Genomic DNA, 14,524 nt, shown 5'->3' on the forward strand with positions numbered 1-14,524 from the left:
CCCGGTGACTCATCAGCATATTTGATTTATGGATAAGTCCCTTGATCGAACTATTCAGATATACGAATGCACCAAAGTTGGCAAAACCCTGGATTGTCCCGGTATATGTCTTCCCTATGACGATGTCTGTAATACTGCACCCATCGCCAAGGCTGTAAACTATTGTCTCTGTTCCTGTTGGCATACTATTCACCAGAGCGAGATCCGGCCCGTCAGCCGGCAGCAGGAATTAACAAGAATTCTGCTCCATTGAAGGCGGAATGTAACGTTTCGCGTCAGAAGAATGCCGCCTCCATGTTAGAAGCGGTTCATATGAGTAATGATAGTATCATCCTTTCTCCTATTTCAGGAGATCTGTCATCTGTTATCCAGGTCAGGTCTTTCTTGCCTGGTCTTTTCCTATGAAAATTGCTTCTGATCAGTTGACTTCCATCAATTGTTAACATTGCAATTTTCATAGTTTCAGGTGAGAACTACAAAGCAGTTCATGTGGGTTTCTTAAAAAAATTATTCATCCCTGAACGGGATATCAAAAACGGTAAGATCATCAGGAGCAAGTATCTCTCCTGAAAAATGAGTTCTTGCATCAGAGACATGGGTATCGGCAGACGTGTACCGGGTACTGAAATGGAAGAGGGCAAGACGGTGAGCCTTTAAGGTATGGGCAACCATGCCCGCTTCTGCCGCAGTTGCATGCATGAACTCTTTTGCCCGCTCTTCTTCCTGATGGTCAAAGGTCGCATCATGAATGAGAAGATCTGCATCCTCTCCGATATCTGCAAGTTCTGAAAGGACCGGCCGTGTGTCCCCGGTATAGATAACTTTCCTGCCCGGTCTCATGGGGCCCATGACCATTTCAGGAGTAATGTTCCGTTCTTCCCCATCGACAGTGATGGTAACCGCTGAGCCCCGCTGCAGTTTCCCAAAGAGTGGTCCTGGCCTGATACCAAGTTCAATGGCCCGTTCCCGGTTAAACCGGCCAGGTCTCATATTCTCTTCAAAGATGTACCCGACTCCGGGAATACCATGATCTGCTGCAAATACCCTGATTGAATACCCTTCATAGATGAGCAGATCACCTGCACGGACCTTTTGCGATTCTACAGGGAATGACAGCCTGGTCCTGCACAACCCTTTGATATCGTCCACCATCTCATGCACACAATCCGGGCCGACGATCGTCAGTGGCTGTTCCCGTCCGTTAAAGGACATCGTCTGCAAAAGGCCGATAACCCCGAGAAAATGGTCGGCATGCCAGTGGGATATATAGATAACTTCGGGAGAGAACCCGGCACGCGCTTTCATCATCTGCCGCTGGGCCCCTTCTCCACAGTCAAAGATCAGGTCATGAGACCCCCATTTTAAGAGGATGCAGGGAAGATTCCGGGATATCGTAGGAAGTGCCCCGGAGGTTCCCAGGAAAAATATCTGCAGGGTCTCTCCGGCGATTATGTCCACCTCCGGATATGGGCGAGGGATCGCTTCGCTTCCGGAATGGATCTCCCTTCTACCACGACAACCCCTTCGTACTCTCTTAGAATGGCCTTTGACAATGCATTCCAGTCAATAGTCCCCTCACCGATGGCAAGATGTTCGTCTGACTTCCCGTGGTTGTCATGGATGTGGACATGAGAAGCGGATTTGAGCACCTTCATAAAGTCGTTCACCTTCCCCATCGTATGTGCATGACCGAAATCAATCGTCATCGAGACCCCTTCAATATCTTCTATGATCCCCTGGATCTCTTCAGGATATCGGCAGAGAAAGTCATGAATATCTGGCATGTTCTCAAGACAGGCAATAACCCCGTATTCTGACGCCACCTTTCCGACCTCCCGCATGGCCTCTTTCTGCAGCTGCCAAATCTTTTCAGGGACCAGTTTCCCGGTGCAGGAGAGGTAGCCGGGATGAATCGTTACCCGGTCGGTTATCTCTGATGCGAGCCTGATACACTCCGAGAGCTGTCTGACCGTCTCCCGCCAGATGGGATCATTGATAGCCGCCGGGTTCAGGTCACCAAAGGGAGCATGGACCGTGGTTTGCAAGGTTGTGGACCGGAGCGTTTCGATAACCCTCTCGTACTGGTCTTTTTTGCCAAAATGGTAATTCCCATCCGCACAGATCTCCCACCCGTCAAATCCGGCCTCTTCAATACCATATATCCATGAGATGTCTTCCCAGACCTTTGAAGAAGACCCAAAAAAATATCTGATACTCATGCAGCCTTTATCCTGGTCAGATACTCCCTGACCTTCTCCTGGAATGCTTCTCTGGTCCCGTTATTCTCTATTCTGACCGATGCAAGTTCCATTGCTCTTCCGAGGCCAAAAGAGCACTCCCGTTCGTCCCTGGCGATAAGTTCACCAATATCCTGCAGGTCATCTGATCGGCCCCGTTCTGATAACCTGGCAAACCGGGTGGTGAGTGGTGCTTCGATGGAGACAAGAGAGAAATCAGGGAAGGTTTCAGAGAACAATGTCACCTCTGCATCACCCCGCACTCCGTCAACCAGGACCACATCTGCCTTTTGCCGTGTTATCACCGGGACACACACCTGGGCAATTGCAGCCATACCGTGTTTTTCCCTGAGAGCCCGGGCAACAATTCCCATGCTCTCATCGGTCGGGACAAGCCCCTGGTTCTGAACTTCTTCCCTGATGACATCGCCCATCACGACAACAGGAATTCCCATCTCCCGTGCGATAGCGGAGAATTCACCTTTCCCCGATCCCGGCATCCCCACTACTGCGAGTACCTTCATATGTTATCTCTCCATCACTCCGTGTCCGTATTCTGACCGGTCGGCCCAGCCGGTCTGCTATTCCTTTCAGATTATTCAAATCAAGAGGCCGTATCCCTATATATACTCCCTGTTGCAGGACAAGATCTATGTCTGGAGCAACATCACGAGAGATCGTCATAATCTCTTCGCCATATCCGGGAAACAGCGTTACTACAACTTCAAAACCGGGGAGTGTTCCGGCATGACGAGCTTCTGTACATAATGTCAGTGATTCCTTAACCTGTTTTCCAACTGCACGCTCTTTCCCCCTGACCGTGTACAGATTCCACTCAGCCTTGATATCGAGGGCAATATGATCAATCAGCCTTTCTTCGATGAGTTTTCTGATTACATCCGGATACACGCCGTTTGTATGCAGGCCGGTGGAAAGTCCGATTGATCTGCTGTACCTGGCAAGCTCAAAAAGCGCAGGTGGCTGCATGGTTGCTTCACCCCCGGAAAAGATGACGCCACTGATGAGTAATGCAGAAGATCGGATGAGTTCTTTGATCTCTTCGACAGGTCTTCGATCCTCTCCGGTCAGGATGCTTTGGTTATGACAGTACCAGCATTTGACCGGGCACCCCCTGAAAAAAACCACGCAAACTGATTTTCCCCGCCAGTCAACCGTGCTTAACGGGACAAATCCCCCAAAGTTTATCTGTATTGATTCAGCCACTACGCATGAAGGTTTGATCTCACTGCTATAGAATATTCAGGGTGAAACAATAGCAAAGCAATATTTCTTGTTTTCAAATAAACAAAAATGATGTCTTATTTGCAAAAAAGAGCCTTTATGTATCTTCTTACGGAACATATAGGCTATGTCAATAGTCGAGGATGCAAAAAAAGGCATCATCACCGAAGAAATGAAGGTCGTAGCGGCTCAGGAAGGCGTTACTGAAGATTTTATCCGCCGGGGGATCGCAAGCGGCCGGATCGTCATTCCGGTTTCACCCTACCGGAAGGTCAAATTATGCGGTATTGGTGGTGGCCTTCGGACCAAGGTGAACTGTTCAGTCGGGACCTCGACCGATATTGTTGATGTGGATATGGAGGTTGAGAAGGTAAAAGCCGGAGAGCGTGCCGGTGCCGATACCATTATGGAACTCTCAACCGGTGGAGATTTTGTTGAAATCCGCCGACGGTGCATAGAAGCCACCACTCTCTCCGTCGGTTCCGTTCCCCTCTATCAGGCATTTATCGAGGCAGCCAGGAAAGATGGTGCCGTTATTCATATGCGGGAAGATGACCTCTTCCGGATCACCGAGGAACAGGCAAAACTTGGAACAAACTTCATGGCTATACATACCGGTATTAACCGGATCACCCTTGAACGGCTCCAGCGCCAGGGACGGCACGGGGGTCTTTGTTCCCGTGGTGGTGCCTTCCTGACTGCATGGATGCTCCATAATGACAAGGAAAACCCACTCTACGCAGAGTTTGACTACCTGTGTGAGATCTTAAAAGAGCACGAAGTGACCCTTTCAACCGGGAACGGAATGCGGGCCGGAGCTGTTCATGACGCAACCGACCGTGCCCAGATACAGGAACTGATCATCAACGCAGAGCTTGGTGACCGTGCCCATGAGATGGGTATCCAGGTCATCGTGGAAGGCCCTGGTCATGTGCCACTTGATGAGATCGAAACGAATGTCAAACTGATGAAGCGGATGTCGGGAAATAAGCCGTTTTACATGCTCGGCCCAATTGTCACAGACATTGCACCAGGATATGATGACCGTGTCTCTGCCATTGGTGCAGCCATGTCCTCTATGTATGGCGCTGACTTCATCTGCTATGTAACTCCGGCTGAACATCTTGCCCTGCCAAATCCGGAAGAGGTCTATGAAGGTGTCATCTCCAGCCGGATTGCAGCTCATGTCGGTGATATGATAAAACTCAACAAGCGTGACCAGGACCTTGCCATGGGACATGCACGTCGTGACCTTGACTGGGAAGCCCAGTTTAATCTTGCTATCAACCCGTCACGGGCACGGCAGATCAGAAGTGAGCGTGCCTCAGCCGATACCGACGCCTGCACCATGTGTGGGGATTATTGCGCCCTCAAGATTGCAAATAAAGTCATCAAAAAACTTGACTAATCTTTTTTTCTGTTCTTTTTTCGAAACTATCTTGCCTGCGGAGTACCATTCTCATGATATGGTACCATCCGGATCTATTACGCTTTCAACCAGGGGAGAAGGGGATATTGTTGATATCACTGACAAGGTGCAGGATATCGCACGTTCATCAAGGGTAAAAACTGGGATCTGTCATGTGTTTGTAATCGGCTCAACGGCAGCAGTGACAACCATCGAGTATGAACCCGGTGTTTTAAAAGACCTCTCACGGGCGCTGTCTGTCTCTGCCCCGTCTGATATCACCTATGCCCATGACAGCCGGTGGGGAGACGGGAATGGCAGATCGCATGTGAAAGCAGCTCTGGTCGGCCCGTCCCTGACAATTCCGGTACGGGATGGCGCACTTGTCCTCGGAACCTGGCAGCAGATTGTCCTGCTCGAACTTGATACCAGATCAGGGCGGGAACGGCACCTTATGGTAACCATACTTGGCGAATAGCCAAAAAACCTCTCCGCTATAAGAATAAAATGCCCTGGAGAAGAATTTCTCTCCTCCGAAAACAGATAGTGAAGTTAATCGAGCGGTACAGTCTCAAGCTGTGAGACCAGTTCCCAGACGCGGGTGCGTGCATGTCCTGGCATATTCGGGTCAGAGCTGATCTCATCAATCTTTGAAATTGCTTCTGCTGCCCGAAGGCCAAGCTGGCGATCCTGGTTCTGAAGAATAGTTCGGGTCTCGTCTGCTACACGGCGGATATTTCTGGGGATGGTGCCATCGTCAATAATGGCAGATAACATCTGAATACAGATATCGATGGTTTGTTCTGGAGTTGGCATATTCTCACCTGCGTGAACCTTCGCTTATAAGTAGACCCCCACCCCATAAAACAGTACTGACCGATGACCGATACAAAAAGCCCTGATGAGATAATGGCTGAGTACCTCCTGAAGGGAGGGAAGATGCTCTCAAAGACCTGCCCTGTCTGCCATTCCCCGCTCTTTGAGTATAAAGGAGAGACGTTCTGTGTGGTCTGCAAGGAAGACTCTCTACAAAATCAGACCACAAGACCCCCGGTACCCCCTCCCCGGTCCGGCCCTGATGGAGCGGTACAGGAACCGGTTGCACCAGGCGGACTGGAGGATGAGTTTGCCCTCACTCTTCGGACCCTCCTTATTCAGGCACGCGAGGAACGGGACAGTACCCGGATCCTGAACCTTATGGAGTCCGTGAAAAAAGGGGCTGAAGCATATGCCCTGCTCCTTTACGGGTACGGACGGCGGGACAACTCATAAATCATCTCCGCTTTTTTCGCACCAATACCCGGGACCTGGAGGAGATCTTCTTTTTCTGCATCAATAATCGCCTTGAGTGATCCAAACGCCGTAAGCAGGGCACGGGCATATTTTGGTCCAATATCCGGGAATGCGCTTATGATGGCCTCCTGTGCTGTTGCAAGACTCTCATATGCTTCCTTCTGGCCTGATCCCCGCTCTTTATATCCATTCTCTTCTTCGCGGCGTGCAAGGACCAGGAGCAGGTCTGCAGTATCACCGGCGTCTCTGGTCTGAAATATGGCGATCCCCATGGTCACGGAAATTGCAGCAAGCGCTCCCCGGATAGCATTCGGGTGGATATCCCGCTGGGCATAGATGTCTCCCCCTTCGATAATCAGGATCGGTTTTGGGCAGACCCGTGCCATCTCTCTCAGCTGATCCAGCAGGTCCCGGTCGATAAGACTGTCAACAAAGTCACGTGATGTCTTGCGCTCTACCAGGATGCGGTCACCGATCTTGTAATCCCCCTGTAAAAGCCGCTCGATTCGGATGACTGCCCCGGCAGATGAGAGGTGCTCGGACACCTTTGAGACCAGTTCACGGTCATCGATGATGATCTTCGGACCACAAAAAATCTCTTCCTGTGCTGCTTTCGCTTTCTGCAGCTCTTCCTGGTCAAGGGGGAGGGCTGTCTGAAGGATCTTCTTCTCATGACCGGTCAGGTTTTTCATCCCGGTTGCCATGGCCTTCTCCCGTCTTCTGGAAACAATCTGGAAGGTCTCATCAGCCGTCTTCCTGGTCACCAGAACGATGATCCGTCCGGTACTGTGACGACCGGTACGCCCTTTTCGCTGGATACTCCGGATCTCTGACGGGACCGGTTCATAGAAGATGACCACGTCGGTTGACGGGATATCAAGCCCCTCTTCTCCGACTGAAGTGGCAACAAGGACGGAAAACTCCCCCTCACGGAACCGGCTGATAGTTGCAATCTGTCTCTTCTGGGATAGTCCCTTCTCCTGGTCCTTGTTCGCCTTCCCGACAAACCGCTCTGCAGAAATACCTGCTGCCTGCAAAGTATCGACAACCATCTTGACCGTATCCCGAAAGGTTGCAAAGATGATGATCCTCGTATCAGGTGACTCATCAAGGATAGACTGCACAAGCTCAGGGAGTATGAGGAGCTTCGGATGGCACTCCTCCTTCCATTCAATGGATCGGTCGAGCAGTCTCATGAACCGGGGATCATAGGCGATCCGCTTTGATGCCTTTGACCCACCGGGTGCATTCCCTTCGGCAAGGAGCTTATTGAGGTATGCCTTCAGGACCATACAGCCCTGTGACTCTGCAAGACCAATGGCATGCCGCAGTTTCATAAGTTCTGCATGAATACTGGCCGCTGCAAAACCTGACGCATCACGCTCCGCAATACGCTGCTGGATGATTGCCGATATCTCCTGAAGCGCTTTCATCGAAAGGGAAGCCTGATCGGTGACCGGAAATCCTGCTTTTTTTAGCTGATCAAGCCGGTCTGAAACGAGTGCCTTGAGGTCATCAAGAGCTGCTTTCAGTTCAGGCGGGAGGTCAACATGGATGATCTCCACATCCTTCTCATGCACATAGGGCCTGACATCAGGATCAGTCTCTGTCCTGCTCTCAACCGACTTGATGTGCAGGTTTTCTACGATATCTGAGATCTTCTCCTTGTTCCCGCCCGGAGATGCAGTCATCGCAAGGATGAGCGGATCCTTTGCGGTATGCATGTACCGTTCGGCTATGAAGACATAGGCATAATTTCCGACTGCACGGTGCCCTTCGTCCACAATCAGGAGTGTGACATCGGCGAGATCGTACCGGCCGGCGATGAGATCATTCTTAATGACCTGCGGGGTCGCAAGGACCATCGATGCCGCCATCCACTCTGCGGTCCGCTTTTCAGGAGATGCCTCACCGGTAAACATCGCAAACTTCGTCTTCTCATCACCGGGGATGGCAAGATGCGTCTTGAAATAGCGAAGATGCTGCTCAACGAGGGGCTTTGTCGGGGCCATCATCAGCACCTTCCCCCCGTTCTGGTACAGGCGTGACGCTGCAACAATGAGCGCAATTGCTGTCTTCCCAAGGCCGGTCGGGATGACAACAAGCGTGTTTCCCTCAAGAGCATTCATGGAGATGGAGAACTGGTATGTTCTCTTCTCCATCGTCTCCGGGGCAATAAATGGATGGGAGATATATTCCATCAGATGAGTGAAGAGAATGAGCTTTTGCCCCTGATAAGGGCTGGGATCAGATCAGCAAGCTGGTCCTTTGGAATCCGGACCTGCTTCATGCTGTCCCGGTCACGAAGAGTAACCGTCTGATCCTCAAGTGAATCATAATCTACCGTTACGGCAAATGGTGTCCCGATCTCATCCTGTCTGCGGTACCGGCGACCGATGGCTCCTGAATCATCATATTCGGCAAGAATCCCCTGCAACTGAAGCGTCCGGGCAATCTCTTTTGCCATGATATCAAGACCGTCACGGGCCATGAGCGGGAATATGGCTACCTGCACCGGTGCAATCCTGGATGGGAACCGCATAACCTTCCTGATCTCTCCTTCGACCTCCTCTTCGAAGTACGAGTGCTCAAGGACGGCATAGATCATCCGGTCAATCCCATAACTGGGCTCGATGACGTGGGGCCGGACATCAACCCCGCGGACATCAACCTCCTCTTCCTTCACCTCATACAGGTCAGCAGGGACAAAGATCTCTTCTCCGTCCACGATAACGGTTGCACCATCCGGTCCGGGAGTCACCTCCTGCAGGGCGTCAGAGATGGCTTTTGCTTTGCCCCGGTATTTTGGGCCGAGTACTCCCATATTGGCATTGATGACACGCCTCTTCTCCCGTCGTGGTTCGTCAAACTGGATATATGCGGTAAAAGAGTCACCACTCTGCTCTGCATGTGCCTTCAGATCATAATCCGTCCGGTCTGCAATACCAACCGTCTCAACCCATCCAAACCGTTCGGAGAATATCTCAGCATCCCAGCAGTCTTCAGCGTAATGGGCCCGCTCATCAGGAAGGTGCTGGCGGAATCTGAGCCGTGAAGGCATAACCCCAATGGTGACCAGGAGTTCGTGGGTCAGGGCAAGGTAGTATGCGACATATTCGTTTGCAATAACTCCCGCTGCCACGGCCTCCTTCATGGTGTAGGTCTTTGCCTCAAGGCCTCTAAGCTGCTGCTCAGATGAAAGAAGCGGGAATGCATAGTCGGCATACCGTGAAAAATTCGGGTGGTCTTTCATATCCGGGTGGACAAAGATCTCAGCTTCAGCCTGGGTGAATTCACGAAGCCGTATCATTCCCTGCCGGGGGGAGATCTCATTCCGGTATGACCGTCCTATCTGCACGGTTCCGAACGGAAGCTTATCCCGGTAGAACCGCAGCAGCCTCCCGAAGTCAACGAAGATACCCTGGGCGGTTTCAGGCCGAAGGTATCCCTTTCGCTGGGACCCTGGCCCGATAGTCGTCTGAAACATCAGGTTAAACGTAAAGACCTCGACCGTTCCAAGGACCTCATTACATGCCGGGCAGGGGAGCGTGCATATCTTTTCTGCGAGCGCCTCACATGAAAGAGTGGCCGCATTTGGTATATTGTGGGCTTCAGCCACATGATCGGCCCGCAGATATTCGTTACATGCCGGACACTGGCACATCTTGTCAGAAAAACCCTTGACATGCCCGGATGCAATATACATGGCCTCCTGGCCGATGGTCGGGCATTCTATCTCATAATACCCTTCAGATATTACATAGAACTGGCGCCAGAGGTCTTCGATACGACGTTTGACCAGCGTACCAAGAGGGCCGTAATCGATAAACCCTGCAACCGAACCGTAGCATTCCGTCGTTGGCCAGACAAACCCTCTGCGTTTTGCCAGATCCATCACATTATCAAAGACATCGCTCATCTGGGATCACAAACCGGGATACATATTGCTCTCATCTACGATGAAGATTTTCTTCTGTATCTGCCCTAACTCAGCCCGGCTTTCAGGATCCTGATAAACCCTGTCCTGTCATATACCGGATCTCTGGTGCTCATTTTTGCCTCATCTCCAATGAACATATAATGGATTGCGGTCTTTTTACGTAAAAATTCCAACAAACTTAAATAATTTCAGCGGTATCTATATCGGTATCCCGAATGTGTGTGATTCCTCATGCCAGAAGAGGTTGCAAAGAAAGAACAGCTGTTACAACTGTTCGCAAATATGACCGGTAACACAAAGATTGTGGAACCGATGAAGAAGATCCACGGTACGCTTCGCGATAGCGATGCGGTAGAACGGGAGATCGCGCTCATTATGCGAGAGCTCCTTGACCAGGGTTTCTTCAAAACGAAGCTGAAACCTATTCAGCTGGCAAAGCTGGTTTGTGCCTACTATGCGGGGAAAAATGATACTGAGATTGCGAGGGAACTTGGAGATGAAAAACTCTCAAAGACGGTAGCCCGTGCCCGTGTCAGGATGAAACTCTTCCGTGAGCTGGACTTTAAGATGCCGTTTGACCGGAATCAGATGGAACACCTTCTGGTGTCTGGAAAAACTATGAAGGAGATCAGTGAAGAGCTGGGGATCAGCCCGTCTACTCTTCGTGAGTATCGGCATGTTCTTGAGGCCATGGTTGACCGGGAGATGGATCAATACCTAGAACGGATCCGTGATGTTATGGAAGACCGTGATCTGACTGAGAGTATGACCTCCTCTGCTACGAAGGATGCCTTTGGCGAGTCCATTGATATCACTGAAGCAGAGCTGATCGATATCACCTGATTATTTTTATGAAGATTACGTACCTTGGTCATGCCTGTGTCGTACTGCAGGGGTCAAAGTGTATTTTGATCGATCCCTTTATTCCTGATGGCGAGATCAGAGTCACACCGGATCTTGTCGCTGTCACCCATGCCCATGCTGACCATATGGGTATCGCCGCATCATATGCAGTCCCGATTATTACGAATAATGAGATCGCTCATTACCTCCGGGGAAAAGGGTGCATCACTGAAGCAATGAATATCGGCGGGACGATAGTTGTGGATGGTATCTCGTTTACCATGACCCAGGCGATTCACTCATCCTGGATAGAAGACGAAGGTATCGGGATGTATGGCGGGAGTGCTGCAGGTTTTGTTATCCGCATGGATGGGAAAACCATCTACCATGTAGGTGATACCGGGCTGTTTTCAGATATGCGTCTTATTGGTGAGTTATACCATCCTGATGTTGCTCTTATTCCAATCGGAGGGAGATTTACGATGGGACCACGGGAAGGGATGATGGCTGCAGAGTTTATCGGAGCTCCGATTGTAATCCCGATTCATTACAATACTTTTGATAAAATCAGGCAGGATGTATCTGAGTTTGCACGGGCAATCAATGAGACAACTGATATGAAAACGGTGATTTTAGAGCCCGGTATGGAGTATAAGATAAAAATTTAAATTATTCCTCTTTTATTCGTTCAATGAATGCCCTTTTATGAATACCCGTCCATAGGGAGACCTTCCCAACAATATCGTTGAGTGTGCCCGGGGCAATTTCATCATGGAGGGGAACTGTAATTGTATGCACACCTTGATCTGATTCTAATCGCATCTGAATGTGACTGCCCTTCTGTCTTATTACATGGTAACCAATCTTTTGAAGAGCTTTTATGAGTTTCTTCCCACTAACAACTGGCAGCCCTTGCATGTGATCTTACCTCGTATTCCTGCAAGGTCAGAATGGTAATTGACTCACCTCTTTCCAGTTCATCTTCGTAGTGCAGTTCAACAGCTTCCTGAATGTTATTCATAAGTTCATCAAGGCTTTTTCCCTGAGTGAAAATATCCACTCCGATACCTCTGGCACACCAGTAATATCCGTCAAAATATGACTCAAATTTTATGTACATTTCTGCTTCTCCTATCTCCTTATACTTTAATAATTTTTAAAGCATAAGTCTCCAGTCAAGGTGCGATGTTAATCATCCATCGTCTATGATTTTAGCATGTACTTTTATTTAAATAATAAATCCGTCCTTAGTCATCCAAAACCTGTTCATCGGGTTGTTATAGAGCTTCCGTTTTGTCGAATACTCAGTGCAACCCAGATTATAGTTTTACCCCTCGTGATTTTATTATCCCGTTTCCGTGCAAGTTTTCCTGCAACATGCCTGCAGATCCCGGCATATTCTTCATCCAGGCGTTCATTACAGAATGCGTCGGTCATTTCGCTTATGGTTATGAATCATTCACGGGCAGCTTTTGGTATTGACGAGATATCAACCGGTTTTCTCCGGGGTTCTGGTATCTGTTTTTGTGATGCACCGGTATTTCTGATGATTCTGACTTTGATTGCATGAAAAAAATGAGGATGAACCTTCATGATTATTATCAAAAAAATGTAACTCATAACTTGTCATCAAGGAGGCCTTTCTATCCCAATTCACAAACTCACGCTCATCTTTCACGGAGCAGATGTCTTTGACTATGGCGATGCAGCCCGGCTTATCTCCCTCCTTCACCCCCGGTTATCCCTCGTTGCCGGAGTTATGGCCCGGACAGCAGCTGAAGAATCAGGACTTCCGGTAAGATATGATGGAAGAAGACCAAGTGAAATCCTTACCGAATACCCAGGAGATCAGGCTGTTCTCATCCATCGGGCAAAAACTGATGCATCCGCTCACCGGTTCGGATCCCTCATTCACTCCCATCTCAAAGATCGGGGGCTCATACTCATCGATCCAGGGACCTGCCAGATATTATTATGGGACCCTTGTTACCCCTCCCTCTCAACATGGTTGTCAGAAATAACCGGATATCCGGTCGTTTCTGGAAACTATCATGAAACCAGTCATCCTGATACACGAGTTATCGGTGGCTGTCTTCCTGGTGAACCGGTCTTTGTAAACGGGATTATCATCGGGTATGCAACCGGTGAAGAAGCGGTTATCTCTCTTCAGGATGGGACCATTCAGGCAATATCCGGGATTGATCTCAAAGATCACGGGGTTGAGAAACTTATCCGGTTTGGATGCCCGGATTTATCAAAAGCCTGGTGTAAGAGTGGAAATATCCGGATAACGCGGCCAAAGAAAGGTACCCGGAACGTTCAAGAGGGGCATATTGTCGTCATTGATCACTCTGCCATGGCCTGCTTTGGAGCTTTTGATCCGGATATCTGCGGCCTAGTCACCATAGGGGATGATACAACCTCAATCTGTGGTCATATCGGGTGTTTTCGGGGTATTCCAGTTCTTGGAATTACCGACGGGGATATTGACGGGATTGTGCCGGAAGGGTATGCCCCTGGGAGTGTGGTCTTACAGGCTGTCAGGGAACGGGATGATGAACTGGGCATTGAGATTGCTGAAAAGGTTCCGGATGAACCGGTGGTATGGGATGCCTGGGTAGAGAAGATAATTCAGGAACTTGGGGACCGGGTGAAGGTGGTGCATCGGGAATAATAATTGGTTTAATAGTTCTGTTTTAATTCCTCGTGCATAAGTCTTCCTGCAGCATTACTCGCAGCCTGCAGAATTTCTCTCTCGCCTGGAATGTATTCATGGAGCATGAGAATATGGCCATTACAGATTGTCGTATCCACAGTAATCCCGCCATTTTGGATCTGTGATGCCGGTTCACATCCGAATCTGCATGGGAGAGATGTGCCTCGTTTCATCAGGATAATATCTGCCGGGAAACCTTTTCTCAGCATTCCGGTTCTCAATTGGAGTGCCTGTGCTCCAGACCGGGTGGCCATGGTATGAACTTCTCCAGGTGAGAGAATGGATGTATCATTCCAAGCAAATTTCTGTAACTGAGATGCTATTCTCATCGTCTGCATCATATTCAGGCTATTATTCGATGCAGCCCCGTCTGTTCCAAGCCCCACGTGTGCTCCGGCCGCTTTGAGCCTTGGATATGGCATAACTTTCCCTACTGCAAGTTTGAGGTTACTGACCGGACAATGTGCAACCTGCAGCCCTTCTTTTCCCACACATACGCACTCTCCCTCATCAAGGCAGCAACAATGTGCTGCAATAGTACCGGAATGTAAAAGTCCGGTTTTACGAAGCAATCCGACCGGTGTGGTCTGATACTCCTTCCGGCAGGTTTCAACCTCCTGCATGGTCTCACTCAGGTGAATATGAATCGGGGTATGGTGTTCTTTATGGAATTCCTGTGTCCATAAAAGACCTGCTTTTGTGACAGAATAGATGGAGTGTGGGCCGATTCCGGGGGTGACAAGAGAATTATTCCATGATCTGACCGTGTGAACATACTCCTTTGCCTTCTTTTGAACCTGTGCTAAAAGATCTGAATCACCCGGATCAAAAAATCCAAAAGATAT

At 49.6% G+C, this 14,524-nt stretch carries 19 protein-coding genes; 6 read left to right on the plus strand and 13 right to left on the minus strand.

Annotated elements, in window-relative coordinates:
- The 5 genes from LDL35_RS03440 to LDL35_RS03460 all read right to left on the minus strand — a co-directional run.
- The coding region (locus tag LDL35_RS03440) for a S1 RNA-binding domain-containing protein (protein WP_304019510.1) at nucleotides 1-184 on the minus strand (184 nt) is incomplete at its 3' end.
- Nucleotides 185-507: 323 nt separating this feature from the next.
- The gene (gene rnz / locus LDL35_RS03445) at nucleotides 508-1,458 is read right to left on the minus strand and encodes a ribonuclease Z (protein ID WP_304019512.1); all 951 of its coding nucleotides are present in this window, start codon (nucleotides 1,456-1,458) and stop codon (nucleotides 508-510) included.
- The gene (locus LDL35_RS03450; RefSeq protein WP_304019513.1) at nucleotides 1,449-2,219 is read right to left on the minus strand and encodes a sugar phosphate isomerase/epimerase family protein; all 771 of its coding nucleotides are present in this window, start codon (nucleotides 2,217-2,219) and stop codon (nucleotides 1,449-1,451) included. Before LDL35_RS03450 ends, rnz begins: the two co-directional genes overlap by 10 nt.
- Nucleotides 2,216-2,761 (minus strand): dephospho-CoA kinase, encoded by a 546-nt coding sequence (locus LDL35_RS03455; RefSeq protein WP_304019514.1) that lies wholly within the window; start codon nucleotides 2,759-2,761, stop codon nucleotides 2,216-2,218. The genes LDL35_RS03450 and LDL35_RS03455 overlap by 4 nt, the downstream gene beginning before the upstream one ends.
- A complete protein-coding gene (locus LDL35_RS03460) occupies nucleotides 2,715-3,461 on the minus strand; it encodes an anaerobic ribonucleoside-triphosphate reductase activating protein (RefSeq protein ID WP_304019516.1) in 747 nt (248 codons plus the stop codon). Before LDL35_RS03460 ends, LDL35_RS03455 begins: the two co-directional genes overlap by 47 nt.
- Nucleotides 3,462-3,606: 145 nt before the next feature.
- Here LDL35_RS03460 and thiC point away from each other — a divergent pair, with 145 nt between their 5' ends.
- Entirely contained in the window at nucleotides 3,607-4,887 is a 1,281-nt protein-coding gene (thiC, locus tag LDL35_RS03465) for a phosphomethylpyrimidine synthase ThiC (RefSeq protein WP_304019518.1), read from the plus strand.
- A 58-nt stretch (nucleotides 4,888-4,945) separates the two neighbouring features.
- The gene (locus LDL35_RS03470; protein ID WP_304019527.1) at nucleotides 4,946-5,365 is read left to right on the plus strand and encodes a secondary thiamine-phosphate synthase enzyme YjbQ; all 420 of its coding nucleotides are present in this window, start codon (nucleotides 4,946-4,948) and stop codon (nucleotides 5,363-5,365) included.
- 74 nt (nucleotides 5,366-5,439) lie between these two features.
- Here the strand turns inward: LDL35_RS03470 and LDL35_RS03475 are convergent, their stop codons facing one another.
- Nucleotides 5,440-5,703: a UPF0147 family protein gene (locus LDL35_RS03475; RefSeq protein WP_011448698.1), complete on the minus strand. Its 264-nt coding sequence runs from the start codon at nucleotides 5,701-5,703 to the stop codon at nucleotides 5,440-5,442.
- A gap of 63 nt (nucleotides 5,704-5,766) precedes the next feature.
- On the opposite strand from LDL35_RS03475, the gene LDL35_RS03480 reads away from it, so the two are divergent.
- Nucleotides 5,767-6,159, plus strand: coding sequence for an Sjogren's syndrome/scleroderma autoantigen 1 family protein (locus tag LDL35_RS03480; RefSeq protein WP_304019529.1), 393 nt, complete (start codon nucleotides 5,767-5,769; stop codon nucleotides 6,157-6,159).
- On the opposite strand, the gene LDL35_RS03485 is transcribed toward LDL35_RS03480, so the two are convergent.
- Both LDL35_RS03485 and glyS read right to left on the minus strand, forming a co-directional pair.
- Entirely contained in the window at nucleotides 6,129-8,381 is a 2,253-nt protein-coding gene (locus tag LDL35_RS03485; RefSeq protein WP_304019531.1) for a DEAD/DEAH box helicase, read from the minus strand. The genes LDL35_RS03480 and LDL35_RS03485 overlap by 31 nt on opposite strands.
- Complete coding sequence (gene glyS, locus LDL35_RS03490) at nucleotides 8,381-10,099, minus strand: glycine--tRNA ligase (protein WP_304019533.1); 1,719 nt, start codon at nucleotides 10,097-10,099, stop codon at nucleotides 8,381-8,383. Before glyS ends, LDL35_RS03485 begins: the two co-directional genes overlap by 1 nt.
- A 252-nt stretch (nucleotides 10,100-10,351) precedes the next feature.
- Between glyS and LDL35_RS03495 the strand changes: the two genes are divergently transcribed.
- Complete coding sequence (locus LDL35_RS03495; protein WP_011448694.1) at nucleotides 10,352-10,963, plus strand: transcriptional regulator; 612 nt, start codon at nucleotides 10,352-10,354, stop codon at nucleotides 10,961-10,963.
- A gap of 8 nt (nucleotides 10,964-10,971) precedes the next feature.
- Complete coding sequence (locus LDL35_RS03500; RefSeq protein WP_304019537.1) at nucleotides 10,972-11,631, plus strand: metal-dependent hydrolase; 660 nt, start codon at nucleotides 10,972-10,974, stop codon at nucleotides 11,629-11,631.
- A gap of 1 nt (nucleotide 11,632) precedes the next feature.
- Here LDL35_RS03500 and LDL35_RS03505 read toward each other — a convergent pair whose 3' ends face one another.
- The 4 genes from LDL35_RS03505 to LDL35_RS03520 form a co-directional block, all read right to left on the minus strand.
- Nucleotides 11,633-11,881 (minus strand): type II toxin-antitoxin system HicA family toxin, encoded by a 249-nt coding sequence (locus LDL35_RS03505; protein WP_304019538.1) that lies wholly within the window; start codon nucleotides 11,879-11,881, stop codon nucleotides 11,633-11,635.
- Nucleotides 11,859-12,083: a type II toxin-antitoxin system HicB family antitoxin gene (locus LDL35_RS03510; RefSeq protein ID WP_304019540.1), complete on the minus strand. Its 225-nt coding sequence runs from the start codon at nucleotides 12,081-12,083 to the stop codon at nucleotides 11,859-11,861. The genes LDL35_RS03505 and LDL35_RS03510 overlap by 23 nt, the downstream gene beginning before the upstream one ends.
- Nucleotides 12,084-12,229: 146 nt before the next feature.
- Entirely contained in the window at nucleotides 12,230-12,400 is a 171-nt protein-coding gene (locus LDL35_RS03515) for a DUF6398 domain-containing protein (RefSeq protein ID WP_304019542.1), read from the minus strand.
- Between the two features lie 18 nt (nucleotides 12,401-12,418).
- Nucleotides 12,419-12,556 (minus strand): hypothetical protein, encoded by a 138-nt coding sequence (locus LDL35_RS03520; protein WP_304019544.1) that lies wholly within the window; start codon nucleotides 12,554-12,556, stop codon nucleotides 12,419-12,421.
- Nucleotides 12,557-12,632: 76 nt separating this feature from the next.
- Between LDL35_RS03520 and LDL35_RS03525 the strand changes: the two genes are divergently transcribed.
- Complete coding sequence (locus tag LDL35_RS03525) at nucleotides 12,633-13,637, plus strand: DUF2117 domain-containing protein (protein WP_304019548.1); 1,005 nt, start codon at nucleotides 12,633-12,635, stop codon at nucleotides 13,635-13,637.
- 8 nt (nucleotides 13,638-13,645) lie between these two features.
- Here the strand turns inward: LDL35_RS03525 and LDL35_RS03530 are convergent.
- The coding region (locus LDL35_RS03530; protein WP_304019546.1) for an amidohydrolase family protein at nucleotides 13,646-14,524 on the minus strand (879 nt) is incomplete at its 5' end.

This window comes from Methanospirillum hungatei (assembly GCF_020216685.1).
Classification (GTDB): domain Archaea; phylum Halobacteriota; class Methanomicrobia; order Methanomicrobiales; family Methanospirillaceae; genus Methanospirillum; species Methanospirillum hungatei_B.